Annotated in this window: 22 protein-coding genes; 5 read left to right on the top strand and 17 right to left on the bottom strand. The window is 64.7% G+C overall.

Annotation, left to right across the window (positions count from 1 at the left end):
• Positions 1-154: 154 nt before the first annotated feature.
• Both argF and P6U27_RS35965 read right to left on the bottom strand, forming a co-directional pair.
• A complete protein-coding gene (gene argF, locus P6U27_RS35960) occupies positions 155-1,078 on the bottom strand; it encodes an ornithine carbamoyltransferase (protein WP_122406080.1) in 924 nt (307 codons plus the stop codon).
• Positions 1,078-2,286 carry an aspartate aminotransferase family protein gene (locus tag P6U27_RS35965; protein ID WP_122406081.1) on the bottom strand — a complete coding sequence of 403 codons (1,209 nt, stop codon included), beginning with the start codon at positions 2,284-2,286 and terminating at the stop codon, positions 1,078-1,080. The genes argF and P6U27_RS35965 overlap by 1 nt, the downstream gene beginning before the upstream one ends.
• 461 nt (positions 2,287-2,747) lie before the next feature.
• Between P6U27_RS35965 and P6U27_RS35970 the strand changes: the two genes are divergently transcribed.
• Positions 2,748-3,260: a GcrA family cell cycle regulator gene (locus tag P6U27_RS35970; protein ID WP_122406082.1), complete on the top strand. Its 513-nt coding sequence runs from the start codon at positions 2,748-2,750 to the stop codon at positions 3,258-3,260.
• Positions 3,261-3,520: 260 nt separating this feature from the next.
• Here P6U27_RS35970 and phoB read toward each other — a convergent pair whose 3' ends face one another.
• From phoB to P6U27_RS36020, 10 genes are all read right to left on the bottom strand, one after another.
• A complete protein-coding gene (phoB, locus tag P6U27_RS35975) occupies positions 3,521-4,228 on the bottom strand; it encodes a phosphate regulon transcriptional regulator PhoB (RefSeq protein ID WP_008143479.1) in 708 nt (235 codons plus the stop codon).
• Positions 4,229-4,243: 15 nt separating this feature from the next.
• Positions 4,244-4,960: a phosphate signaling complex protein PhoU gene (gene phoU, locus P6U27_RS35980; RefSeq protein WP_122406083.1), complete on the bottom strand. Its 717-nt coding sequence runs from the start codon at positions 4,958-4,960 to the stop codon at positions 4,244-4,246.
• 11 nt (positions 4,961-4,971) lie between these two features.
• Positions 4,972-5,793, bottom strand: coding sequence for a phosphate ABC transporter ATP-binding protein PstB (gene pstB, locus P6U27_RS35985; RefSeq protein WP_122406084.1), 822 nt, complete (start codon positions 5,791-5,793; stop codon positions 4,972-4,974).
• Entirely contained in the window at positions 5,790-6,635 is an 846-nt protein-coding gene (pstA, locus tag P6U27_RS35990; RefSeq protein WP_129145930.1) for a phosphate ABC transporter permease PstA, read from the bottom strand. Before pstA ends, pstB begins: the two co-directional genes overlap by 4 nt.
• Before the next feature lies 1 nt (position 6,636).
• On the bottom strand, positions 6,637-7,626 hold the full coding sequence (pstC, locus tag P6U27_RS35995; protein WP_164937228.1) for a phosphate ABC transporter permease subunit PstC: 990 nt from the start codon (positions 7,624-7,626) through the stop codon (positions 6,637-6,639).
• A gap of 168 nt (positions 7,627-7,794) precedes the next feature.
• Entirely contained in the window at positions 7,795-8,808 is a 1,014-nt protein-coding gene (gene pstS, locus P6U27_RS36000; RefSeq protein WP_407193480.1) for a phosphate ABC transporter substrate-binding protein PstS, read from the bottom strand.
• Positions 8,809-8,952: 144 nt separating this feature from the next.
• Positions 8,953-10,251 carry an ATP-binding protein gene (locus P6U27_RS36005; protein ID WP_122406087.1) on the bottom strand — a complete coding sequence of 433 codons (1,299 nt, stop codon included), beginning with the start codon at positions 10,249-10,251 and terminating at the stop codon, positions 8,953-8,955.
• Positions 10,252-10,297: 46 nt separating this feature from the next.
• Entirely contained in the window at positions 10,298-11,353 is a 1,056-nt protein-coding gene (locus P6U27_RS36010; RefSeq protein WP_122406088.1) for a lysylphosphatidylglycerol synthase domain-containing protein, read from the bottom strand.
• Between the two features lie 399 nt (positions 11,354-11,752).
• Positions 11,753-12,055 (bottom strand): hypothetical protein, encoded by a 303-nt coding sequence (locus P6U27_RS36015; RefSeq protein WP_162500501.1) that lies wholly within the window; start codon positions 12,053-12,055, stop codon positions 11,753-11,755.
• A gap of 2 nt (positions 12,056-12,057) precedes the next feature.
• A complete protein-coding gene (locus P6U27_RS36020; RefSeq protein WP_407193481.1) occupies positions 12,058-13,452 on the bottom strand; it encodes an OmpA family protein in 1,395 nt (464 codons plus the stop codon).
• A 165-nt stretch (positions 13,453-13,617) separates the two neighbouring features.
• On the opposite strand from P6U27_RS36020, the gene P6U27_RS36025 reads away from it, so the two are divergent.
• The gene (locus tag P6U27_RS36025) at positions 13,618-14,676 is read left to right on the top strand and encodes a polysaccharide deacetylase family protein (RefSeq protein ID WP_122406091.1); all 1,059 of its coding nucleotides are present in this window, start codon (positions 13,618-13,620) and stop codon (positions 14,674-14,676) included.
• A 182-nt stretch (positions 14,677-14,858) separates the two neighbouring features.
• Complete coding sequence (locus tag P6U27_RS36030) at positions 14,859-15,659, top strand: SDR family oxidoreductase (protein ID WP_122406092.1); 801 nt, start codon at positions 14,859-14,861, stop codon at positions 15,657-15,659.
• A 181-nt stretch (positions 15,660-15,840) separates the two neighbouring features.
• Here P6U27_RS36030 and boxB read toward each other — a convergent pair whose 3' ends face one another.
• The 4 genes from boxB to P6U27_RS36050 form a co-directional block, all read right to left on the bottom strand.
• Positions 15,841-17,292 carry a benzoyl-CoA 2,3-epoxidase subunit BoxB gene (boxB, locus tag P6U27_RS36035; RefSeq protein WP_122406093.1) on the bottom strand — a complete coding sequence of 484 codons (1,452 nt, stop codon included), beginning with the start codon at positions 17,290-17,292 and terminating at the stop codon, positions 15,841-15,843.
• Positions 17,293-17,443: 151 nt separating this feature from the next.
• Entirely contained in the window at positions 17,444-19,132 is a 1,689-nt protein-coding gene (boxC, locus tag P6U27_RS36040) for a 2,3-epoxybenzoyl-CoA dihydrolase (RefSeq protein WP_122406094.1), read from the bottom strand.
• 137 nt (positions 19,133-19,269) lie between these two features.
• The gene (locus P6U27_RS36045; RefSeq protein WP_122406095.1) at positions 19,270-20,082 is read right to left on the bottom strand and encodes an alpha/beta fold hydrolase; all 813 of its coding nucleotides are present in this window, start codon (positions 20,080-20,082) and stop codon (positions 19,270-19,272) included.
• Between the two features lie 256 nt (positions 20,083-20,338).
• Positions 20,339-21,880: a benzoate-CoA ligase family protein gene (locus tag P6U27_RS36050; RefSeq protein WP_407193482.1), complete on the bottom strand. Its 1,542-nt coding sequence runs from the start codon at positions 21,878-21,880 to the stop codon at positions 20,339-20,341.
• A gap of 121 nt (positions 21,881-22,001) precedes the next feature.
• Between P6U27_RS36050 and P6U27_RS36055 the strand changes: the two genes are divergently transcribed.
• Positions 22,002-22,910 carry a helix-turn-helix transcriptional regulator gene (locus P6U27_RS36055; RefSeq protein ID WP_122406984.1) on the top strand — a complete coding sequence of 303 codons (909 nt, stop codon included), beginning with the start codon at positions 22,002-22,004 and terminating at the stop codon, positions 22,908-22,910.
• 2 nt (positions 22,911-22,912) lie between these two features.
• Positions 22,913-23,308: a group II truncated hemoglobin gene (locus tag P6U27_RS36060; protein ID WP_122406096.1), complete on the top strand. Its 396-nt coding sequence runs from the start codon at positions 22,913-22,915 to the stop codon at positions 23,306-23,308.
• A gap of 166 nt (positions 23,309-23,474) precedes the next feature.
• Here the strand turns inward: P6U27_RS36060 and P6U27_RS36065 are convergent, their stop codons facing one another.
• On the bottom strand, positions 23,475-23,807 hold the full coding sequence (locus P6U27_RS36065) for a PRC-barrel domain-containing protein (RefSeq protein WP_122406097.1): 333 nt from the start codon (positions 23,805-23,807) through the stop codon (positions 23,475-23,477).
• Between the last annotated feature and the right edge of the window lie 21 nt (positions 23,808-23,828).

Below are 23,828 nucleotides of genomic sequence, written 5' to 3' on the forward strand. Positions count from 1 at the left end.
CATCCATAACCAGAGGATTGGATGATAGCGCGAGCCGAGAACTCCGAGTCCTCGCGGATCGGGGCTCCGCTCTAGACAACGCTGCGCGTCGTCGGGCGCTGCGCTTGTCCGGGACGACGAATAGTATTTGCGGCCGGCGAAACGCCAACCCCCGCTACTTCACCGCGTCGAAGCACCAGGCCAGAATGCCTTTCTGGGCGTGCAGGCGGTTTTCGGCCTCGTCGAACACGACCGATTGCGGGCCATCGATCACCTCGTCGGTGACCTCCTCGCCGCGATGGGCGGGCAGGCAGTGCATGAACAGCGCGTCGGGCTTGGCGAGCGACATCAGCTTGGCATTGACCTGGTAGGGCTTGAGAACGTTGTGGCGGTGCTCACCCTCCTTGTCGCCCATCGACACCCAGGTGTCGGTGACGACGCAATCGGCGCCGCGCACCGCGGCTTCCGGATCGTTGCCGAGCACGATCGGCGCGCCAGTCGCCTTGATCCAGTCGCGCATCGCCTTTTTCGGCGCGAGCTCCGGAGGCGTTGCGACGTTGAGCTGGAATTTGAAACGCTCGGCGGCATGGGCCCAGGACGCCAGCACGTTGTTGTCGTCGCCGGTCCAGGCCACGGTCTTGCCCTCGATCGGGCCGCGATGCTCCTCATAAGTCATGAGGTCGGCCATCACCTGGCACGGATGCGAGCGCCGCGTCAGGCCGTTGATGACGGGCACGGTGGCGTTGGCCGCAAGCTCCAGCAGCGCATCGTGATTGAGGATGCGGATCATGATGGCGTCGACATAGCGCGACAGCACGCGCGCGGTGTCGGCGATGGTCTCGCCGCGGCCGAGCTGCATCTCGGCGCCGGTGAGCATGATCGCCTCGCCGCCGAGCTGGCGCATGCCGACGTCGAACGAGACGCGGGTGCGGGTCGAGGGACGCTCGAAAATCATCGCCAGCGTCTTGCCTTCGAGCGGTCTCACCGGCTGATGCGCCTTCTGCTTCGCCTTCATGGCGGAAGAGGCGGCGAGCATGCTCTTGAGCTCCGACAGCGGCAGCTCGTTGATATCCAGAAAGTGCTTCGGCGACTTGCTCATCAACTTGCCACCCGCTTGGTCTGACTGGACGAGATCGCAGCGCAGGCGCGCTCCAACCGTCCGACGCTGTCCTCGATCTCCGCCTCGGTGACGATCAAGGGTGGCAGGAAGCGCACGACATTGTCGCCAGCCCCGACCGTGAGCAGTTTTTGGCCGCGCAGCGCCGCGACGAGATCGCCCGAGGGCACCACGGCCTTGATGCCGATCAGGAGGCCCTCGCCACGCACCTCGCTGACGACATCGGGATGACGGTCGATCACGGAGGCGAGCTTCTGCTTGAGCAGCAGCGACATCTTCTGCACGTGATCGAAGAAGCCGGGCTTGAGCATGACGTCGAGCACGGCGTTCGCAGCCGAGATCGCGAGCGGATTGCCGCCGAAGGTCGAGCCGTGCGAGCCGGGCCCCATGCCAGCGGCCGCCTCCGCGGTCGCCAGCACCGCGCCGATCGGGAAGCCGCCGCCGAGCGCCTTGGCGAGCGACATCACGTCGGGCGTGACGCCGGTGCGCCGATAGGCGAAGAGATCGCCGGTGCGGCCCATGCCGGTCTGCACCTCATCGAAGGCGAGCAATATGCCGTGCTCGTTGCAGAGCTCGCGCAGCGCCTTCAGGAAGCCGGGAGGCGCAGAACGAACGCCACCCTCGCCCTGGATCGGCTCGATCAGGATGCCGGCGGTGTGCGGGCCGATCGCCTTCCTCACGGCGTCGAGGTCGCCATGTGGCACTTGGTCGAACCCGTCCATCGGCGGACCGAAGCCCTCGAGATATTTTGCAGATCCGGTGGCGGCGAGCGTCGCCAGCGTGCGGCCGTGGAAGGCGCCCTCGAAGGTGATGATGCGGTAGCGATCCGGATGTCCCTCGGAGAAGTGATGATGGCGCACCAGCTTGATCACGCCTTCCAGTGCCTCGGCGCCGGAATTGCAGAAGAACACGAAGTCCGCGAAGCTTTCCTTGCACAGACGCGCCGCGAGCTTCTCGCCGTCCGGGCTCTGGAACAGGTTCGACATGTGCCAGAGCTTCGTCGCCTGCTCCTGCAACGCCTTGACCAGCGCGGGATGGACATGGCCGAGCGCATTCACCGCCACGCCCGAGGTGAAATCGAGATAGCGGTCGCCATTGGCCGCGATCAGCCAGCAGCCTTCGCCGCGCTCGAAACCGAGGTCGGCCCTGGCGAAAACGGGAAGCAAATGCGGCGCGGCGCTGTCAGTCATGACGTCACTTGAATGTTGCGGACGGTGTGAGACGTGCATTGCGCAACGCACCATCAACCGGCCCCGGAAAACGAAACGTGCCGCCTTTTAAGGGCGGCACGTGAGACTATCTTATGCCTGGCAAGACGGGTGTCAATGCCGCCCGGAAAGCCTCGCGAAACGCTGAATCCGTAGTCTTGCGGTGCCGATTTTGCGGGGTTTTCACCACGGAACATGTGGAAGCGAGTCGGCGGACTCTTGCGCGGGAGTCACGCCATATTGTAGCGTTTGGACTGTCAGATACGACATCTCGTGCAGCGGTTCTGATCCCAAGAGTCCTCATGTACCGGCGTAAACGTTCGGGCGTCCTTGAGCGCGCCCGGCGAGCCTTAAGGGATTCGGGCGGCACGGGTTTTTCAAGGCTTTAGGCATTCGCTGCGAAGGCCAGAGGTTGGCAGGCGCGCAGCGAGGGAAAGGGTGCAATGACGGTTTTGACCTGGTCCGATGATCGCGTCGAGCAGCTGAAAAAGCTCTGGGAGGCCGGACTTTCGGCCAGCCAGATCGCGGCGGAGCTCGGCAATGTGACCCGCAATGCCGTGATCGGCAAAGTGCATCGGCTCGGTCTGTCCGGCCGCGCCAAGAGCCCTTCATCGGCAGCGCCCCGGCCGCGCAAGGCGCGGCCCGCGCAGCACATGATGCGGGTGACCCGCCCCGTCGCACGCGGCAACACCGCGCTGGCGCAGGCCTTCGAGGTCGAGGTGGAGGCCGAACCTGTCACCTACGACAACGTGGTGCCGATGAGCCAGCGGCTGTCGCTGCTGGAATTGAACGAGGCGACCTGCCACTGGCCGGTCGGCGATCCCTCGAGCCCGGATTTCTTCTTCTGCGGCGGCAAGGCGCTCTCCGGCCTGCCCTACTGCGCACAGCATTCGCGCGTGGCCTATCAACCCACAGCGGATCGTCGCCGCGCGCCGGCGAAGCCGGGCACGCGGTGAGTTTGTTGATCTAGCTGATTGCAACGACGGCGCCGTCACACGCTGACGGCTCAACATACCCGAAGTCGTCCCGGCAAGCGCGCCACAAGCGCGCGCAGATCCGGGACCAATAGCCACCGCAAGACGTGGTTACGGGGACTCCGAGTTACCCTTTCGCAAAACAATCACGTCCTGTCGTTATGGGTCCCGAATCTGCGCGCGCCTGTCCGGGACGACACTGAGGCTATGGCAGCAGCCCGCTAAAGCAACGCCAGCAAACCCTACGTCTGCTCTGCCTTCGCGAAACGATCGTCCAGCGCATAGCCGGCGCCGCGAACGGTGCGGATCGGGTCCTGCTCGCGGCCGAGATTGAGCAGCTTGCGCAGGCGGCCGATATGGACGTCGACGGTGCGCTCGTCGATGTAGATGTCGCGGCCCCAGACACTGTCGAGCAGCTGCTCGCGCGAGAACACGCGGCCGGGATGCTCCAGGAAGAACTCCAAGAGGCGATATTCGGTCGGGCCGAGATCGATCGGCCGGCCCGAACGCGCTACGCGGCGCTTGTCGCGATCGAGCTCGATATCGCCATAGGCGAGCACGGTGGCGAGCCGCTCGGGGCTCGCGCGCCGCAAGAGGCCCTTCACGCGCGCGAGCAGCTCCGGCACCGAGAACGGCTTGACGATGTAGTCGTCGGCACCGGTCGCAAGTCCACGCACCCGCTCGCTTTCCTCGCCGCGCGCCGTGAGCATGATGATCGGCAGCTGCTTGGTCTCGGGACGGGTACGAAGCCGCCGGCACAGCTCGATGCCTGACAGGCCCGGCAGCATCCAGTCGAGCACGATCAGATCGGGAATGTGCTCCTTGAGGCGGGTGTCGGCGTCATCGCCGCGCATCACCGTCTCGACGTCATAGCCGTCGCCTTCGAGGTTGTAGCGGAGAAGCTCGGTGAGAGCTTCCTCGTCCTCAACCACCATAATGCGTGCGCCCATGTTGTCGTCGCTCCCTTAGGTATTCGGCACCGTCGTGGCGAAGGTCGTCATGTCGCCCTTCGGCCGCTTGTCGGTGATCGCCTGGCCCTCGATCATGTAGAACACGGTCTCGGCGATGTTGGTGGCGTGATCGCCGATCCGCTCGATGTTCTTGGCGCAGAACATCAGGTGGATGCAGAACGAGATGTTGCGCGGGTCCTCCATCATATAGGTGAGGAGTTCGCGGAACAGCGAGGTGCAGATGGCGTCGACCTCCTCGTCGCCCTTCCACACCGCCATCGCCGCCGGCAGATCGTGCGCGGCATAGGCGTCCAGCACCGACTTGACCTGCTGCTGCACGAGATCGGTCATGTGTTCCAGGCCGCGGAACAGCTTGAGCGGATGGAAATCCGTCTCCAGCGCGGCGACGCGCTTGCCCATGTTCTTGGCGAGGTCGCCGATGCGCTCCAGATCGGTCGCGACGCGCATGGCGCCGACGATCTCGCGCAGATCCACCGCCATCGGCTGGCGGCGGGCGATGGTGAGCACGGCACGCTCCTCGATGCGTTTCTGCAGCGCGTCGAGCTCGGCATCGGTGGTGACGACGCGCTGCCCGAGCGTGACGTCGCGGCGGATCAGCGCGTCGACGGAATCGACGATCATGCGCTCGGCGATGCCGCCCATCTCGGCGACCAGGCGGGTGAGCTCCTGGAGGTCGGTGTCGAAGGCCTTTGCGGTATGTTCAGAACCCATGTTCCGTCTCCTCAGCCGAACCGGCCGGTAATGTAATCCTGCGTGCGCCGGTCGCTCGGCGACGTGAATATCTTGCTGGTGTCGTCGAACTCGATCAACTCGCCGAGATACATGAAGGCCGTCTTGTCGGAGACGCGCGCCGCCTGCTGCATGTTGTGGGTGACGATCGCGATCGTGTAGTTCTCGGACAGTTCCTGGATCAGCTCCTCGACCTTGGCGGTCGAGATCGGGTCGAGCGCCGAGCAGGGCTCGTCGAACAGGATCACCTCGGGCCGCACTGCGACGGTGCGGGCGATGCAGAGGCGCTGCTGCTGGCCGCCGGAGAGCGACAGGCCGGAGGCATTGAGCTTGTCCTTGACCTCGTTCCACAGCGCGCCGCCGCGCAGCGCCTTCTCGACGCGGTCATCCATCTCAGACTTCGAGATCTTCTCATACAGACGAATGCCGAAGGCGATGTTCTCATAGATCGTCATCGGGAACGGTGTCGGCTTCTGGAACACCATGCCGACCCGCGCCCGCAGCAGGTTGAGATCCAGCTTGGGGTCGAGGATGTTGGTGTGGTCGAGCAGCAGCTGGCCGGTGGCGCGCTGGCCCGGATAGAGATCGTACATCCTGTTGAAGATGCGCAGCAGGGTCGACTTGCCGCACCCAGACGGGCCGATGAACGCCGTGACACGGTTGGTGCCGAGCGCCAGGTTGATGTTCTTCAGCGCGTGGTGCTCGCCGTAGTAGAAATTCAGGTTGCGCGCGGTGACCTTGGCGGGCGCCTCGGGCAGCAGCTGCGAGCCGGGATGAACGGTCGGCGCGCTCACGGAAACAGACATTTCACTCATTTTGCAGTCCTCTCGGCGCCGATGATGCGCGCGCCAATGTTCAGGGCAAGCACGGTCAGGGTGATCAGCAGCGCGCCGCTCCAGGCGAGCTGCTTCCAGTAGGCGTAGGGGCTCTGCACGAAGTTGTTGATGGTGACCGGCAGGTTGGCCATCGTCTTGTTCAGGCCAAGGCTGAAGAACTGGTTCGACAGCGCAGTGAACAACAGCGGCGCGGTCTCGCCGGCGACGCGGGCCGTGGCGAGCAGCACGCCGGTGATGAGGCCGGAGCGCGCGGCGCGATAGGCGATCCGCTTGATCACCAGCGAGCGCGGCAGGCCCAGTGCGCTGGCGGCTTCGCGCAGCGGGTTCGGCACCAGCAGCAACATGTCTTCCGTGGTGCGCACCACGACCGGGATCACGATGACGGCGAGCGCGAGGCTGCCTGCGATCGCCGAGAAGCCGCGCATCGGCACCACCACCGCGCCGTAGATGAACAGGCCGATGATGATCGAGGGCGCCGACAAGAGGATGTCGTTGATGAAGCGGATCACCGAGGTCAGCTTGTCGTTGCGGCCGTATTCGGCAAGATAGGTGCCGGCGAACAGGCCGAGCGGCGCGCCGATGCCGACGCCGAGCACGGTCATGATCAGCGAGCCGACGATGGCGTTGAGCAGGCCGCCCTCGGTCGAGCCCGGCGGCGGCGTATTCTCGGTGAAGACCTGCAGGTTCAGGCCGGCCAGACCGTTGTAGAGCAGCGTGATCAGGATCAGCGCGAGCCAGGTGACACCGAAGGCGGCGGCGCCGATGCAGAGCCCGCGGATGACGATGTCCTTGCGGCGGCGGCGTGAATAGATCGGATTCATGTCACTTCCCCGCCTTCTTTTCCAGACGCAGCAGCATCAGCCGCGCGGCCGCGAGCACGAAGAACGTCAGCACGAACAGGAGCAAGCCGAGCAGGATCAGGCCGGACTGATGCAGGCCGTCGCTCTCGGCGAACTCGGAGGCGATCGCTGCCGAGATCGTGGTGCCCGGGGCGAAGATCGACGAGGAGATCCGGAACGAGTTGCCGATGATGAAGGTCACCGCCATGGTCTCGCCGAGCGCGCGGCCCAGCGCCAGCATGACGCCGCCGATGATGCCGACGCGGGTGTAGGGGATCACGACGCTGCGGACGACTTCCCAGGTGGTGCAGCCGACGCCATAGGCGGCTTCCTTCAAGACCGGCGGCACAGTCTTGAACACGTCGACCGAGATCGAGGTGATGAAAGGCAGCACCATGATGGCGAGGATCAGCGCGGCGTTGAACAGGCTGAGATAGGACGGAGGACCTGCGAAGATCGCGCCCAGCACGGGAACACCGTCGAACACCCGGATCATGAAGGGCTGGAAGGTGTTGGCCAGGAACGGGCCCAGCACGAAGAAGCCCCACATGCCGTAGATGATCGAGGGAATGCCGGCGAGCAGCTCGACCGCCATGCCGATCGGGCGGCGCAGCCATTGCGGGCAGAGCTCGGTGAGGAAGATGGCAATGCCGAGACCGACGGGAATCGCGATCAGCATCGCGATGAAGGAGGTGACGAGCGTACCGTACATCGGCCCGAGCGCGCCGAGCACGGGCGGATCGGCCGACGGCGCCCAGCGCTGCGTCCACAGGAAGGAGATGCCGTATTCCTTCATCGCCGGGAACGCACCGACGATCAGCGAGATGATGATGCCGCCGAGGATCAGCAGCACCGAGATGGCGGACAACCGCGTGATCCAGTAGAAGGTGACGTCGCCGAGCTTGAACGCGCTCAAGGCCTTGGCGCGGTCATACGGTCCGGCGTCGTCGATTACATCGCTCTGAACGGCCATCTCTGCCACGCCGATCCCCTGTACCAAAGAATACACGTTTTATTGGGTCTCGTGCCCCGGACGCGGTGCGAAGTGCCGCGCCGCGTCCAGGGCCCAGTTCTTGTGGGTCCCGGCGCTGCGGAGCAGCACTTGCGTGCTGCACCGCGTCCGGGACGCGAGAGGAGAGCCTCAGCTCTTGATCTCGGCAGCCCAGGTCTTCTCGATCAGCTGGACGACGCTGTCCGGCATCGGGATGTAGTCGAGCTCCTCGGCCGCCTTGCCGCCGTTCTTGAACGCCCAGCGGAAGAACTTGATGGCTTCCTGCGAGGCCGCCTTGTCGGTGGCTTCCTTGTGCATGAGGATGAAGGTCGCTGCGGTGATCGGCCAGGACTTGTCGCCGGGCTGATCGGTCAGGATGACGTAGTAGCCGGGCGCCTTGGCCCAGTCGGCGTTGGAGGCGGCCGCCTGGAAGGCTTCGACGGTCGGCTGCACCGGCTTGCCGGCCTTGTTGACGAGACCGGTGTAGGTCAGCTTGTTCTGCTTGGCATAGGCATACTCGACATAGCCGATCGAGTTCTTGGTCTGGCTGATGTTGCCCGACACGCCTTCGTTGCCCTTGGCGCCGACGCCGACCGGCCACTCGACCGCGGTGCCCTCGCCGACCTTGCTCTTCCAATCCGCGCTGGCCTTGGAGAGATAGTTGGTGAAGTTGAAGGTGGTGCCCGAGCCGTCCGAGCGGCGGACCACGGTGATCGGCTCCGACGGCAGCTTCACGTTCGGATTGAGCTTCTTGATCGCGGCGTCGTCCCACTTGGTGATCTTGCCGAGATAGATATTGGCCAGGATTTCGCCATCGAACACCATCTCGCCGGGCTTCACGCCCTCGATGTTGACGACGGGAACGATGGCGCCCATCACCATCGGCCACTGGACGAGGCCGTCCTTCTCGAGCTGCTCGGCCTTGAGCGGCGCGTCGCTGGCGCCGAAGGTCACGGTCTTGGCCTGGATCTGCTTGATGCCGCCGCCCGAGCCGATCGACTGGTAGTTCAGACCGTTGCCGGTCTCTTTTTTGTAGGCGTCAGCCCATTTCGAATAGATCGGGAACGGGAACGTCGCGCCGGCACCGGTGATATCGGCCGCAAAGGCTGCCGTCGTCGATGCGGCGACCAAGCCGGCAGCGACGACCGTTTTGAGGAAATTCATGCTGGTCTCCATACAGGGGAGCGAAGCGCCATCCGCGCCCGATCGCGCTCCCCGCACCGCCCCTTTAGGAACGGTCGGCTGTGCTTTTACGAAGGTTTCGTGACAGTTGGATGACACAATCAAGCGATTGAAATCGCTAGAATTTCAGGCCTGCACCGAAGTCCTCGCCTGGGGAAAACAGGCCGTGAAAGTGGCGCCCTGCCTAGGCACGCTTTCGATCAGAAGCCGGCCGCGGTGGCGGTTAAGAATATGTTTCACCAGCGATAATCCGAGCCCGGTGCCGCCTTGCGAGCGGCTGTCGCCGACGTCGACCCGGTAGAAGCGCTCGGTCAACCGCGGCAGGTGCTCCGGCGCAATGCCCGGGCCGAAATCGCGGACCATGACGCGGATTTCCTGACCTCCGTCAGCGGCCGCGCTTGATGTCAGCGACACGATGACGCGTCCGCCCGAGGCCCCGTATTTGAGCGCGTTCTCGATCAGGTTCTCGAACAGGCGGAGTAGCTCCTCGCGGTCGCCCGCGATCATCACCGGCGGCTCCGGCAGATGGATCTCGACCTCGACCTGGCGCTCACGTGCCAGTGGCTCGAGCCCGTCGGCGACCTGGCGGATGATCGGCACGAGATCGACCAGGGTGTCGGGGCGGACATGGGCCGACAACTCGACCCGCGACAACGACAGGAGATCGTCGATCAGGCGCGCCATGCGGGTGGCCTGGTTGTGCATGATGCCGAGGAAGCGTTCCCGCGCCTTCGGATCGTCCTTGGCCTGGCCCTGCAGGGTGTCGATGAAGCCCGACAGCGCGGCTAGCGGCGTGCGCAGCTCGTGGCTGGCATTGGCGACGAAGTCGGCGCGCATTTCCTCGACCCGGCGCAGCGGCGTCTGATCGTGGAAGGTCATCAGCATGCACTTGTCGGCGCCCCCGAAGCTGGTCGGCACTGGCACCGGCGTGATCATGAGCTCCATCCATCGATCGACCGGAACATGGTCGAGATAGGTCGCGCGCCGCGGCTCCGTGGTCGCGATCGCCTCGCGCAGCGCCGTGATGATCTCCGGCGAGCGCAGCGCGAACTGGGCGAGCTCGTTCCGGCGCAGCGCCGGCGCGAGCTGGGCGGCGGCGGCGTTGAGGTGGATGACGCGGCCGGCGCGGTCGAGCAGCACCGCCGGATCGGGCATGCCGGCGACCACGGCGGCCACCGCCGCGCTCTCGACCGGGTTGATGCGGCTGACGTCGTCGCGGGAAGCGGCAGGATCGTGCAGCCGCCACGGGATCAGGGCAGCCGCCGCGATGCAGAGGAACACGATTGCGGCGTGCAGCGCCGACAATTCGCCGAGCGAGACCACGACGGACAGCGCCAGCGCCGCGGCGATCAGGATAATGGTCGAGTGCCGCAGCCGATCGGACCAGGGCTGGGCGGAGGGAGAAGATGGGGCATCGATCGCCACGGGACGGGCTTCTCCTGGAGGACTTGTCCTAAGGACTTGGCACCGTTCAGGCGCCGCTGTCGCTGCGCTCTCTCACATAGGCGGCTTCAGGCGCCGGGCCGGGGTCCAGCTTGAGCGCCGCCTGTTGCAGGCGCTTCGATCGCGCGCCGATGATAACTTCTCGAAACGTCAGCAAGATTACAGATAAGACGAAGGGAGACAGATAATAGAGGACGCGGAACAACAGCATGCCGCCGAGCAGCTCCTCCCGGTCCATCTGCCAGAGGCCGACCAGCATGGCGGCATCGAACACGCCGAGGCCGCCGGGCGAATGGCTGGCGAAGCCGAGCAGGGTCGCCGAGACGAAGATCACCGCGACCACGACGAAACCGAGATTGGGCTCGTCCGGGACCAGCACGTACATCGCCAGCGCGCAGAAACCGAGATCGACGATGCCGATCACGATCTGGAGCAGCGTCAGCGGCCCGCCCGGCAGCACCACGGTCCACGGGCCGCGGCCGACCACCCGCGGCTGGGTCCAGACCCAGACCACGTAGCCGACCAGGGCGACGATGATCATCAGCGCCAGCGTCCGGTTCAGCCAGGGCGGCAGCTGGTCGATCGAGGCGGCGGCCTCCGGATGGTAGGAGATGCCGAGGCCGAGCACGGCGGCATTGCCCAGCCAGAAGGTCAGGCCGGCGAGGAAGCAGATTTTTGCGACGTCGATCGCGTTCAGCCCATAGGCCGAATAGATGCGGTAGCGCACCGCGCCGCCGGTGAAGACGGACGCGCCGACATTGTGGCCGATCGAATAGCTGGTGAAGGCCGCGAGCGCGTTGATGCGATAGGGCACATGGGCATGGCCGATCGCGCGCACCGCGAACAGGTCGTAGAAGGTCAGGGTGAAATAGCCCGCGGCGACGAACAGCGCCGCCATCGCGATCTGCCTCGGCTCGGTGCTCTTGATCGCCTCGAGGACCTCGTTGAAATCGATGCCCCTCAGCATGTGATAGAGCACATAGCAAGCGATACCGATGACCGCGATGCTGATCACAACTCCAAGCTTATGCAGGATTTGCTTCTGGCGCAGAAACGTCATCGCCCTGCGTATGGGTTCCAGCATCTAGACCTCGAACAACGCTTCAGCGGCCAGGACGGCCGGAGAACAGGCGAACGACGCACAGGCACGCGGCGGCCCTTCACCGCCGGCTCCGGCATCGCGCATGCCCCCTCCCCCTCCACTAGCGCGTTTTCGGGCGAAGTGGAATTCGCCAATTCGAACAAAAACACGTGCCTTCAATATTTTAGGCAGGGTTACGGCTCCTGGGGCACGGCTTGGCGCTTTCGGCGGCAAGGCTCGACGCGAATCTCCATGGCAATCTTGCGCAGACGCCATGAAGTTTTGATGATTTCGGCCGCGCAATGTTCCGTCACGAGTTAAGCCGACGTCAATCTATGGGGCACGCCCGCCCGCTGAAGAGGATGATCGACGCGGCTGGTCACGTCAGGGTGCACGGCAACATCACGGAGTGGCCGGCGGCACGGTGCGCGAGACCACCCGGTCGCGCAACCAGGCGCCGATGGTGCAGCCGACGAGGTAGCAGGCGAACAAGACCAGCCCGAGATCGAGCCAGTAGCCGAAACGGCCGGGGACCACATGGGTGAATGAGGCAGCGACCAGGCCCGCAACCAGCGCCGCGAGCCAGCGCGCCGTCACCTTCGAGGTGCCGTTGCCGCGCTGGACCACCGAGATCCAGCCCATGCAAAAGCCCAGCAGCAGCGAGCCGATCAGCCAGCCCAGATGGAACGAGACGAGATAAGGCATCGTCACCTCACCAGAAATTCGATGCGGCGGTTCTGCGCCTTGCCTTCATCGGTGTCGTTGCCGGCGACGGGCTGCGTGCTGCCATGGCCGACCGCGGTGAAGCGGCTGGCGGGCAGGCCGGCCTTGACCAGATAATCGATCACCGCCTGCGCGCGCTTTTCCGAGAGCGCCTGGTTGAAGGAGTCCCCGCCGTCGGCGTCGGTGTGTCCGACGACCTCGATATTGGTGGTGGGGCAGCGCAGCGCGGTCTCGATGAGACGATCGAGGATGCCGGCCGAGTCAGGATCGATCTCCGCGCGCTTGGTCGCGAAGCGGATCTTGCCCTTGGTCAGGAGTTCCGAGAACAATTGCTGGCACACGGTGCCGTCGACGGGGCCTGCCGCCGGCTTCACGGTGATCTCCGGCTTGTACTGCCAGTTTTTCGGGAAGTCCTTGCCGAGGCCTGCGCGGATGTCGTTGGCGGCTCCTTCGTAAAGCGCATCGCCCGACAGCTTCACCTCGCGGTCGGAGACGACGAGCGTGCCGGTCGACAGCCGCGACAGCGCGCCGAGCGCTGCGACGACTGCCGTGCTGAAGGCGCCGGGTGCGCCGATGCTGGCCTTGAGATTGTCGACGACCTTCTCGGTGAAGAACTTTCGCGACGCGCTGGTGGCGATCGCCGCGTGGACGTTGTTGTCGGGAACGTAGCCGGTCAGCGTCACCGTCGCTGCCACCGGATCCTTGTAGGCCTGGAAGATATAGGGCGGCGCCTTGATCTCGTTGGCGGCAATCGAAAAACCCTCCGGCAGGTTCTTCAGCGCCGCTGCGATCGATTCGCGGCCGCCGAGCTCGCGCGCCATGCCCGACAGATTGACCTTGGTGTCCGTGATCGTGATCTTGCCGTCCTTGAGCTTGCCGATCTGATCCAGCAACAGCATCGCGGCGGCCTCGAACCGAGGCGGCGCGCCGCGGGCCAGCCCCATCTGGTCGGCCACCTCGACGCCGCCGACCTCCTTGCGGGCAGCCTCGGTCAGCCGCGCCTTCATCGACGGCAAGGGCGCGGAGCCCGACAGCGTCACCCGCACCACGTCGCGCTCGGCGTTCCAGACGAAGGGCTTGGCCTCGGGAACAAGGCGCGTCCGGTCGTCGACCAGCCGCACGCCCGGGACGGTTTCGACCGCCATCACGGCGTCGCGGCGCCCCTCCTCGGAAAAGGCATCCGCGGCAAGGCTGACGTCGCGGCCATCGACCGCGATCCGGGTCTTGTCCAGAACGGTATCCTTCAGCGCAGCCGAACTGCGGGCCGAAAGATCGGCCTCGACCGGTAAGGTATTATTCCAGGCCGCAAATCCCCACATGATGGCCAGGGGGATCAGCCCCGGCCACCATTTGCTGGCCCAACTGAAAAGCTTCTGCATTCGACGACCCGAACTCTGGAAACGGAGACAAAACAAACCCTTGGCAGGCTGTCAAACCGGAAATGGCGCCGTACCGAAGGCCCCGGCCGGACAATCGGAATAACTTTTTCTTCAAGGGTTCTTCCGTAAGTTGAAACCGGAATGCCAGAGTCCCCCCAGCCGGTCATGAAACAATTGCGTAACAACGTCATCCGGGCCGGGCTGGGAGCACTCTATTTCAGCGGGGCACACCACCTGCTGCGCCCGCTTTTGTCCGGCGTCGGCGCCATATTCATGCTGCACCATGTGCGGCCGGCCCGTGAGGCCGCGTTCCAGCCGAACAGGCATCTCGAAGTCACCCCCGAATTCCTCCGTGCGACGCTGCGCCATTTGCGCTCGCGCGACATCGACATCGTCAGCATGGACGAACTGCATGAGCGGCTGGTGCAGGGCCGGTTCGACCGCCGCTTCGCCGCCTTCACCCTCGACGACGGCTATCGCGACAATCTGGACTACGCATTGCCGGTGCTGCGCGAATTTGACGCGCCGCTGGCGGTCTATGTCGCGAGCGATTTTGCCGAGGGCACCGGACGATTGTGGTGGACAGCACTGGAGGCCGTGATCGCCAAAGCCGAGCAGATCGAGGTCAAAATCGGCCATTCCGCGCTGCGGCTCGATGCGACGACGATTGCGGCGAAGCAGGCGGCGTTCGACCGCCTGCACGACTGGCTGCGTGCGCTGCCGGGCGAGCACGACCTGGCGCGCGAGATCGGGGCGCTGTGCACGACATACGACGTCGACATGGCAGCGCTGTGCCGCAGCCTGTGCCTGTCCTGGGCCGAGGTGAAGACATTTGCCGCCGATCCGCTGGTCACGATCGGCGCGCATAGCGTCAGCCATTGCAACCTCGCCAAGCAGGCGGAAGACATCGCCGCGCAGGAGATGGCCGTGAGCCGCGCGCGGATCGAGCAGGCGCTGGAGCGCCCCGTGTTGCATCTCGCTTATCCCTATGGCGACCGCGACGCCGCGGGGACGCGCGAATTCGCCCTTGCCGCATCCGCCGGCTTCAAGACCGCGGTGACGACGCGGCCCGGCATGCTGTTCGCGGAGAATGCCGGCCACATGACCGCGCTGCCCCGCGTCTCACTCAATGGCAACTACCAGGACACGCGGATCCTGCCGGTGCTGACCTCGGGCGCCGCGACCGCGATGTGGAATGGCTTTCGCCGGATCGCGGCGGCTTGATTCGTCCGCATAGTCAGACCTCATCCTGAGGGCGCTCCGAAGGAGCGCGTCTCGAAGGATGGGCCGCCCGCATCCTTCGAGACGCGCTGACGCGCTCCTTCGGGATGAGGGCGGAGTTGGCGGCCCTTCCTTGACTCCCCTCCCGGCCCCGCTCACAACGAGCGCCAACCAAGGGAGGTACCATGTTCAACGATCTGTTCTCGCTCAAAGGCCGTGTCGCGCTGGTGACCGGCGGCTCGCGCGGCATCGGCAAGATGATCGCGGCGGGATTCCTCAGCGCCGGCGCGGCAAAGGTCTACATCACCGCGCGCAAGGCCGGCCCGTGCGAGGCGACCGCGCAAGAGCTCACCGCGCAATATGACGGCGAATGCATCGCGCTGCCGATCGACATCTCCACCGTCGAAGGCTGCAACAGGCTCGCCGGCGAAATCATCAGGCTGGAGCCGAAGCTCGACATTCTCGTCAACAATGCCGGCGCCGCCTGGGGCGCGGAGTTCGACGAATTCCCCGAAAGCGGCTGGGACAAGGTCATGGACCTCAACGTCAAGTCGCTGTTCTTCCTGACCAAGGCGCTGGCGAAGCCGCTCCGCGCGGCCGCGAGCGCGGAGCGGCCGGCGAAGGTGATCAACATCGCCTCCGTCGATGGCATCTTCGTCAATCCGAGCGAGACGTATTCCTACGCTGCCAGCAAGGCGGCCGTGATCCATCTGACTCGGCGCATGGCGACGAAGCTGATCAAGGACAACATCAACGTCACCGCGATCGCGCCGGGCGCGTTCAAGTCCGACATGAACCGCGCCGCGCGCGACCATGCCGACGAGGTCGCAAAGCGCATTCCGGCGCGGCGGATCGGCAGCGACGAGGACATGGCCGGCGTCGCGATCTATCTCGCCTCGCGCGCCGGCGATTATGTGGTCGGCAACACCATCGCGGTCGACGGCGGAGTGGTGTACGCGAACGCAGGGCTGGAGATCGCAGGGTAGGCGGGAAGGACTTCGGCAAAGGCCGCGCCTTACACACTCTGTCATGCCCCGCGAAGGCGGGGCATCCAGTACGCCGCGGCCTATCGGCTCAATCACTGCTGCCGCGGAGTACTGGATCACCCGCTTTCGCGGGTGATGACAGTCTTCGTATGGTGCGACGGACGCGCCTCGCGAGCAGCCGTTACGACTCGATCTTCACGTACTCGAAATCGCCGGGCTTGTTGTCGATGCCGACCTTGGGCGGCGAGATCCAGGAGGCGAACTGGCCGATCTCGGTGACGGGCTGCATCAGCGAGGTGATGAAGTCGCCGTCGCTCGCCGAGGGCAGCCATTCATCCCGACGCTTCGCCCAGGTGGCCTCGTCGATCAAGATGCCGTCGGGCGTCGCGTGCACGTCTTTGAACTCGCCGATGTGGCGATGGAAGGCGACGTTGGGCAGCGTCAGCTTGAAGTCGTAGCCCGCGGTCGAGATCACCTTGTTCCAGCGCAGCATGCCCTTGATGCAATCCTGGGTGTAATCGTCGCGCAGGCGCATGTTGAGCGCGGTCAGCGCCGGCTCGTCGACCAGCTTGGCCTCGCCGTTGATCAGCTTGAGCACCGGATAGGTGGAATTCTTGAGCTGGTGATCGTCGTCGATCTGGGTCTCGTGATAGCGGCCCTTGATGCCGGCGTTGAAGGCGTTGGCCGCGTTGGTCGAGACCTCCGAGCCGAACAGGTCGAGCGACAGCGTGTAGTGCAGGTTCAGCTTCTTCTGGATGGTCGGCAGATCGATCACGCCGAGCGCGCGCACCTTGGCGATGTCGGTGGGATCGCTGATGCCGGCTTGCTTCATCGCATCGCAGGTGCGCTGCACGACGCGGGTGATGCCGGTCTCGCCGACGAACATGTGATGCGCCTCTTCCGTCAGCATGAAGCGGCAGGTGCGCGACAAGGGATCGAAGCCCGACTGCGCCAGCGAGTGCAGCTGCATCTTGCCATCGCGGTCGGTGAAATAGGTGAACATGAAGAAGGACAGCCAGTCCGGCGTCGCCTCGTTGAAGGCGCCCAGCATGCGCGGCGCATCGGCATCGCCCGAGCGGCGGCGCAGCAGATCATCGGCTTCTTCACGTCCGTCGCGGCCGAAATACTTTTGCAGCAGGTAGACCATCGCCCAGAGATGGCGGCCTTCCTCGACATTGACCTGGAACAAATTGCGCATGTCGTAGAGCGAGGGCGCTGTCTTGCCGAGATGGCGCTGCTGCTCGACGGAGGCGGGCTCGGTGTCGCCCTGGATCACGATCAGGCGGCGCAGCATGGCGCGATGCTCGCCCGGGACTTCCTGCCAGGCCGGCTCGCCATAATGCTCGCCGAACGGAACGACGCGATTCTCTTCCTGCGGAGCAAGGAGAATGCCCCAGCGATATTCGGGCATGCGCACGTAGTCGAACTTGGCCCAGCCGCGCGGATCGACCGAATAGGCCGTGCGCAAATAGACCAGCGATTCCTGGAAGCCCTCAGGGCCCATGTCGCTCCACCAGTCCATGTAACCGGGATGCCAGCCTTCCAGCGCCTTGAGCACCTGGCGGTCTTCGGCGAGGTTCACGTTGTTGGGAATCTTGGTCGAGTAGTCGACGTTCATGATGTTCATGTTCATGGCCGTGCTCCTTGCGATCTCTTCCCGTCATGCCCGGCCTTGTGCCGGGCATCCACGTTCTTGCTTCTTTGAGCCAAGGACGTGGATGGCCGGGACATTTGTGCAAAGACGCGCTTCGCGCTTCTGCCCGGCCATGACGCAGTGAAAGTCATCAAACCCGCGTCATATCGAATTTCGGCTTCTGCCCGCTGCCGTAGCGGCGCAGCGCGCCTTCCTCGCCGACCGCGTTGGGGCGCTGGAAGATCCAGTTCTGCCAGGCGGTGAGGCGCGCGAAGATTTTCGATTCCATCGTCTCGGGACCGACGAAGCGGAGGCTCGCTTCCATGCCGGTGAGACTGTCGGGCGAGAAGCTGGCGCGCTCCTCGAGGAAGACGCGGACCTCGTCATCCCAGTCGATGTCGTCGAGCGCGAAGGTGACGAGGCCGAGCTCTTCCGCCTGCTCGGCGTCGAGCGCGGTGCCGAGCGTTGCTTCCGCGCGCTCCACATCGGACGGATCGGCCTGGAAGCGTGATTGAAGCCGCGTCAGCCCATGGCTCATCGGATAGGGACCGAAGTTCATCGCCGAGAGCTCGATCGACGGCGGCGGGCGGTTGTCGCCCTGGCGCGTGCCGATCAGCATGTAGGAGCGGTCGGCGGCGAAGACGAGCTCGGCGAGCGTGCCGGCAAAGCAGGAGCCGGGCTCGACCAGCGTCACCAGCGTACGCGAGGTGACGTCGATGCGCTTCAGCACGCGCTTCCAGTAGTGCCTGATCTCGTTGACCAGCCAGTGCGCCTTGTTGGCTTCGAGGAAGGCATCGCAAGCGAGCACATGGGCGCGGTCGCCATGGCTCTTGAACACCAGCATGGCGATCTCGAGCTCGTTGATGCGCAGATGCAGAATCGCGTCATCGAGCTCGCGCGCGACCTGGAGCGGCCAGAACGAAGCCCCCTGCGCCATCATGGCGTCGATGTCGGCCGGCGGCGCGGTCTCCGGTGCCTTGATCGAGATGGTCGCGATGCGAGCAGTGCGATCGATGTCGACGGTGACGAAGCCGTAACGGATGCTGTTGTCGTCGATGATGCGCTTGAGCGGCGTCAGCGCAATGCCCTTGCCGCTGCCGGTGCGTTTCGAAGCGGCCGCAAATTCCCTGGCGCGCTCGGCGATCCTGGCTTCCAGCTTCGAGTTCGGCGCGATCTCGTCGACGAGGCGCCACTGCACGGCGCGCTTGCCTTTCACGCCTTCCTCGATGGTGCAGAAGACATCGGCGTGGTCGCGGCGCACCTTGCGCTTGTCGACCACGCGAGTGAGGCCGCCGGTGCCGGGCAGCACCGCGAGCAGCGGCACTTCGGGCAGCGCGACAGCCGACGAGCCGTCATCGGCGAGGATGATGTGGTCGGTCGCAAGCGCCAGCTCATAGCCGCCGCCGGCGGCCGAGCCGTTCACCACCGTGATGAAGCGCTGGCCGGAATTCTCCGAGGAGTCTTCCATGCCGTTACGGGTCTCGTTGGTGAACTTGCAGAAGTTGACCTTGTGGGCGTGCGTCGAGCCCGCGAGCATGCGGATGTTGGCGCCGGCACAGAACACGCGGTTCTTGGCCGAGCGCATGATGACGACCTTCACCCCGGGATGCTCGAAGCGCAGGCGCTGGATCGCGTCCGCAAGCTCGATGTCGACGCCGAGGTCGTAGGAATTGAGCTTGAGCAGGTAGCCCTCGAACAGGCCGCCATTTTCGTCGACGTCCATGGTCAGCGTCGCGACGTCGCCATCGACCGTGAGCTTCCAGTGCTTGTAGCGGGACGGTTCGGTCTGGAAATCGATGAACGTCGCGCCGCCTGCGAGGCGCCGATCTTCCCCGGCCATTGGTCATCCCTGAGCTTGATTATGGGTTTTGGTTTGAGCGTTAGATGCACAATAATGCATCTTATCGGACAAGTCTAGACCGAATCTAGGCCTTATATGCACTTTGCTTCATCTGACGCGACACCCCCAGATGCGCTTCACGCCGCCTGAAGTCCCGGATCATCCCGCAAGGCCGCCCTTGCGAACTGCGCGATCGCGTCGAGCGTGGGCCCCGGCACCTCGCGATGCGGGGAATGCGCTGCGCCCGCAATGATCGTCAGGTCGACCGGGCAATAACATTCCTCCTGCGCGATCTCGGCTTGGCGCAAGGTCCCGTATTGGTCGTCGACGCCCTGCACGACCATGATGGGCACGCGGATATAGGCGAGATATTCGGAGATATCCCAATCGCGGAATTTTGGATCGAGCCAGGCGCCGTTCCAGCCGTAGAAGGCGTTGTCGACGTCCTTGTGCCAGCGCGCCAGCTTTGTCTTGAGATCCGTGGTCTCGAACGTCGTCTTGATCGCGGCAATGGATTTGATCGAGATGTCCTCGACGATGAAATGCGGAGCGATCAGCACCAGACCGCTCAGGCGATGATCCTGATGCGCCCCGGCATAGATGGTGGCGATCGAAGCACCGTCGGAATGGCCGAGCAGGAGGCCACGCTTGAACCCGATCGCATCGAGCAGCTTCGGCAGCACGTCCAGCGCCTCGCGCTGCATGTAATCGAGCGGCCGCGGCAACGCGACCGGACTGGACTGCCCGTAACCGGCGCGTGAGTAAACGAAGATGCCAGCGCCGGTCGCCTGCTGCAGCTTCTCCGGGAAATCGCCCCAGAGGCCTGCCGACCCGAGGCCTTCATGCAGCATGACGATGGTGGGGGCGTCAGACGATTGCGGCGCAAGCCATTTGTATTCGAGGCTGGCGCCATCGATACTGAGGAAGCCGGTGGGGGTGAGGTTGGTCATGGTCCAATTCCCATTCCTAGCCAATACCGAGATGCCCACCCTCCCCTGGAGGGGGAGGGTCGATTCACAGCGAGCGCAGCGAGATGTGAAGCGGGGTGGGGTGACAGCCTCTCCGCGGGTGCGGTGCCCGTTGAGAGATCACCCCACCCCGTCACGCGTCTCGCTACGCTCGATCGCGTGCCGACCCACGGGCGAGCTACGCTCGTCCCGGACCCCTCCAGGGGAGGGTAAGCGAGCGCGTTCGCCGCCAACTCACTCAATGTGCCCCTTCCCGCAGCTTGAATCGCTGGATCTTTCCGGTCGCGGTCTTCGGCAGCGAGTCCACCACTTCGATCCAGCGCGGATATTTCCACGGACCGATCTTCTGCTTGACGTGCTCCTTGAGCATCTCCTGCAAGTCCGTCGTCGTTGCGCCCGGTCGCAGCACGACGAAGGCCTTCGGCTTCAACAGGCCTTCCGGATCGGCCTCAGGCACGACGGCCGCTTCCAGCACCGCCGGATGCGTGATCAGCGCGCTCTCGACCTCGAAAGGCGAGACCCAGATGCCGGAGACCTTGAACATGTCGTCGGCGCGGCCGCAGAAGGTGTAGCGGCCATCCGCGTCACGAACATATTTGTCGCCGGTGCGGGTCCACGGCCCTTCAAATGTGCGGCGGCTCTTGTGGCGCTGATTCCAATAACCCTCGCCAGCGGAAGGCGCATCGACCAGCAATTCGCCGACCTCGCCGTCGGCGACGTCCTGGCCGGCCTCGTTGACGAGCCGCACTGCATAGCCCGGCACCGGCTTACCTGACGTGCCGTATTTGATGTCGCCGGGCGCATTCGACAGGAAGATGTGCAGCAGCTCGGTCGAGCCGACGCCGTCGAGGATATCGACGCCGAAGCGCGCCTTCCAGCTGATGCCGACGGATTCCGGCAGCGCCTCGCCGGCGGAGGTGCAGATGCGCAGGGCCTTGCCGCCACGCTCGGCCTTCACGGTCTCGTCGTTGAGCATGGCCGCGAACAGGGTTGGCACGCCGTAGAAGATCGACGGGTTGTAGCGGTTCATCAGGTCGAACATGCGCGCCGGCGTCGGCCGCTCGCTGTTGAGGATCACGCTGGCGCCGACCGACATCGGGAAGGTCAGGGCATTGCCGAGGCCATAGGCGAAGAACAGTTTTGCCGCGGAGAGACACACGTCGCTTTCGCGGATGCCGAGCACCTGTTTCGCATAGGTGTCCGCCGTCGCCTGCAAATTCGAATGCAGATGGCGCACGCCCTTGGGCATGCCGGTCGAGCCGGACGAGTACAGCCAGAAAGCCGGTTCGTCCGCATGCGTCGCGGCGGTGGTGAACTGATCGCTCTCGCCTGAGAGCTCCTCGGCGAGCTGCTTGTGGCCGTTCTGCTTGGCGCCGGAGACCACGACATACTCGAGATCGGGCATGCGGCCGACCACGTCCTTGATGACGGGATAGAGCGCTTCGGACACGAACAGCACCCGCGCGCGGCAGTCGGCGAGGATGTAGGCGTATTGGTCCGCGGTCAGCAGCGTGTTGAGCGGCACCGGCACGATGCCGGCGCGGATCGCGCCCAGGAACACGATCGGGAAATCGACCGTATCGAGCATGATCATCGCCACGCGCTCCTCGCGGCGGACGCCGAGCCGGCGCAGCATGTTGGCGGCGCGCCGGGTTTGTTGCTGGAGCTCGCCATAGGTGAGCCGCGAGACGGTGTCGTCGAAGGCAAGCTTGCTGCCGCGGCCCTCCTCGACGTTTCGGTCGAGCAGCCAGGTCACCGTGTTATAGGATCCCTCGCTCACGGACATCTCCCCCGAATTTAGAATTATAATTCATAGAAAGACATCACGACGGCTTGCTGTCAATGCCAGCAGGCACTATGTTTCATTAAAACGCGCCGCAGGACACCTGTAAAGAAGGCTCATGACCGAAAGTCCCGACGCCGAATCCCGCTTCCTCGAACAGCTCGGCCAGCGCGTACGCACCATGCGCGCACTGCGCGGCATGTCGCGCAAAGTGCTCGCCAAGGTATCTGGGATTTCGGAGCGCTACATTGCGCAGCTCGAAAGCGGCAAGGGCAACGTCTCCATCGTGCTGCTGCGCCGCGTCTCCGACGCGATGGGCGCACACCTCGAAGACCTGCTGCCGAGCGCCGATCCGACGCCGGACTGGCAGATGTTTCGCGACCTCCTGCGCAAGGCGACCCCCAGCCAGATCGCGCAGGCCAAAGATCTGCTCACCGGGGGCAGCGCCTCCGCGCCGCGGCGCGCGCCATTCTGCGGCATCGCGCTGATCGGCTTGCGTGGCGCCGGCAAGTCCACACTCGGCAGGATGCTGGCGAAGAAGATCGGCTGGAGCTTCGTCGAGCTCAACAAGGAGGTCGAGCAGCAGAACGGGCTCTCGGTCGCCGAGATCATCGCGCTCTACGGCCAGGAAGGCTTTCGCCGCATGGAGCAGGCGGCGCTGCAGCAGCTGCTCGCGCGCAACGAGCTGATGGTGCTGGCGACCGGCGGCGGCATCGTCTCGGAGCCTTTGACCTTCGACCAGGTCCTGACCTCGTTCTACACGATCTGGCTGAAGGCCGAGCCCCAAGAGCACATGGCGCGCGTGCGCCGCCAGGGCGACCTGCGCCCGATGGCGGATGATCGCTCGGCGATGGCGGAGCTGCGCAACATCCTGCTCAGCCGCGAGCCGCTCTATTCGCGCGCAACCGCGGTGGTGGATACGGCAGGATTGTCGGTGGATGACGCCGCAGCAAGGCTGATCGATGCGGTGCGGCCGGTGCTGCAGAACGAAGCCCGCAGCTTCGGGCTGCGCAGTGTGGCGCTGTAGGGATGACCGACACTGACATCACAATTTCCATGTTCGAGCGGATCGGCGGCAGCGCCACGATCGATCGTCTGGTCGACCGCTTCTACGACCGCATGGACACGCTGCCGGAGGCGCAGGTGATCCGCGCCATGCATGCGGCCGATCTCGGCCTGATCAGGGACGTGCTGAAACGCTATCTCACCGAATGGACAGGCGGCCCGCGGCTTTACTCCGTCGAGAAGGGCCATCCGCGGCTGCGCCAGCGCCATTTCGGTTTCGCCATCGGCGATGCCGAGCGCGACGCGTGGATGCTCTGCATGCGCGGCGCGCTGGAAGAAGCGGTGACAGACAGCGCGGCGCGGCGGGATCTCGATCAGGCGCTGTCCGGTCTTGCCGATTGGATGCGCAACCGGCCGTGACGTAGCCTGGGTGAGCGAAGCGACGTCCGGGGTCTTAGCTTCCCGGGTATCGCTTCGCGACGCCGCTAAAGCATGATCCGGAAAAGTGCGAAGCGGTTTTCCGGAAAGATCATGCGTAAACAACAAGCTGAAGCGCGATGACGATTCATCCAAATCTCATCGCGCTTTAGACCGACCAGTAATGCGGATGCGGATACGGCCGTGAGCGGTCGCCCCAGTCGAACGCCTCGCCGTCGAACTCGCACGGGCCGCTGCTGAGCTCCTCCAGCGTCGAGTCGATCTGGAACGCCTGCCGTCCCGGATCGTATTTCAGCGCGCTCCACTGCAGCGGATAATGATGATGGGTGCCGAGCAGCCCGCCGGTCTTGATCACGGCATAGGCGACCATTCCGCTCATCTTGTCGAGCATCAGCCGTTCGATCGTGCCGAGCTTCGTGCCGTCGCGTCCGTAGACGGCAACGTGCTCCACGCGATCACTGGGAACCATGGTATGGTGCATGGGCTCCTCCCTGTTCTCTTG

The sequence above is a fragment of the Bradyrhizobium sp. STM 3566 genome (genome assembly GCF_045571445.1).
Taxonomy (GTDB): Bacteria; Pseudomonadota; Alphaproteobacteria; order Rhizobiales; family Xanthobacteraceae; genus Bradyrhizobium; species Bradyrhizobium vignae.

Bases quoted from the DNA above. Each gene is read 5' to 3' on its own strand.
- P6U27_RS36065 (WP_122406097.1), bottom strand. From the start codon at position 23,807: ATGCACCATACCATGGTTCCCAGTGATCGCGTGGAGCACGTTGCCGTC.
- P6U27_RS36015 (WP_162500501.1), bottom strand. From the start codon at position 12,055: ATGCCTTATCTCGTCTCGTTCCATCTGGGCTGGCTGATCGGCTCGCTG.
- phoU (WP_122406083.1), bottom strand. From the start codon at position 4,960: ATGGGTTCTGAACATACCGCAAAGGCCTTCGACACCGACCTCCAGGAG.
- P6U27_RS35965 (WP_122406081.1), bottom strand. From the start codon at position 2,286: ATGACTGACAGCGCCGCGCCGCATTTGCTTCCCGTTTTCGCCAGGGCC.
- P6U27_RS36030 (WP_122406092.1), top strand. From the start codon at position 14,859: ATGTTCAACGATCTGTTCTCGCTCAAAGGCCGTGTCGCGCTGGTGACC.
- argF (WP_122406080.1), bottom strand. From the start codon at position 1,078: ATGAGCAAGTCGCCGAAGCACTTTCTGGATATCAACGAGCTGCCGCTG.
- P6U27_RS36055 (WP_122406984.1), top strand. From the start codon at position 22,002: ATGACCGAAAGTCCCGACGCCGAATCCCGCTTCCTCGAACAGCTCGGC.
- pstA (WP_129145930.1), bottom strand. From the start codon at position 6,635: ATGAATCCGATCTATTCACGCCGCCGCCGCAAGGACATCGTCATCCGC.
- pstC (WP_164937228.1), bottom strand. From the start codon at position 7,626: ATGGCCGTTCAGAGCGATGTAATCGACGACGCCGGACCGTATGACCGC.
- P6U27_RS36045 (WP_122406095.1), bottom strand. From the start codon at position 20,082: ATGACCAACCTCACCCCCACCGGCTTCCTCAGTATCGATGGCGCCAGC.
- P6U27_RS36025 (WP_122406091.1), top strand. From the start codon at position 13,618: ATGAAACAATTGCGTAACAACGTCATCCGGGCCGGGCTGGGAGCACTC.
- P6U27_RS36060 (WP_122406096.1), top strand. From the start codon at position 22,913: ATGACCGACACTGACATCACAATTTCCATGTTCGAGCGGATCGGCGGC.
- P6U27_RS36020 (WP_407193481.1), bottom strand. From the start codon at position 13,452: ATGCAGAAGCTTTTCAGTTGGGCCAGCAAATGGTGGCCGGGGCTGATC.
- phoB (WP_008143479.1), bottom strand. From the start codon at position 4,228: ATGGGCGCACGCATTATGGTGGTTGAGGACGAGGAAGCTCTCACCGAG.
- pstB (WP_122406084.1), bottom strand. From the start codon at position 5,793: ATGAGTGAAATGTCTGTTTCCGTGAGCGCGCCGACCGTTCATCCCGGC.
- boxC (WP_122406094.1), bottom strand. From the start codon at position 19,132: ATGGCCGGGGAAGATCGGCGCCTCGCAGGCGGCGCGACGTTCATCGAT.
- pstS (WP_407193480.1), bottom strand. From the start codon at position 8,808: ATGAATTTCCTCAAAACGGTCGTCGCTGCCGGCTTGGTCGCCGCATCG.
- boxB (WP_122406093.1), bottom strand. From the start codon at position 17,292: ATGAACATGAACATCATGAACGTCGACTACTCGACCAAGATTCCCAAC.
- P6U27_RS35970 (WP_122406082.1), top strand. From the start codon at position 2,748: ATGACGGTTTTGACCTGGTCCGATGATCGCGTCGAGCAGCTGAAAAAG.
- P6U27_RS36010 (WP_122406088.1), bottom strand. From the start codon at position 11,353: ATGCTGGAACCCATACGCAGGGCGATGACGTTTCTGCGCCAGAAGCAA.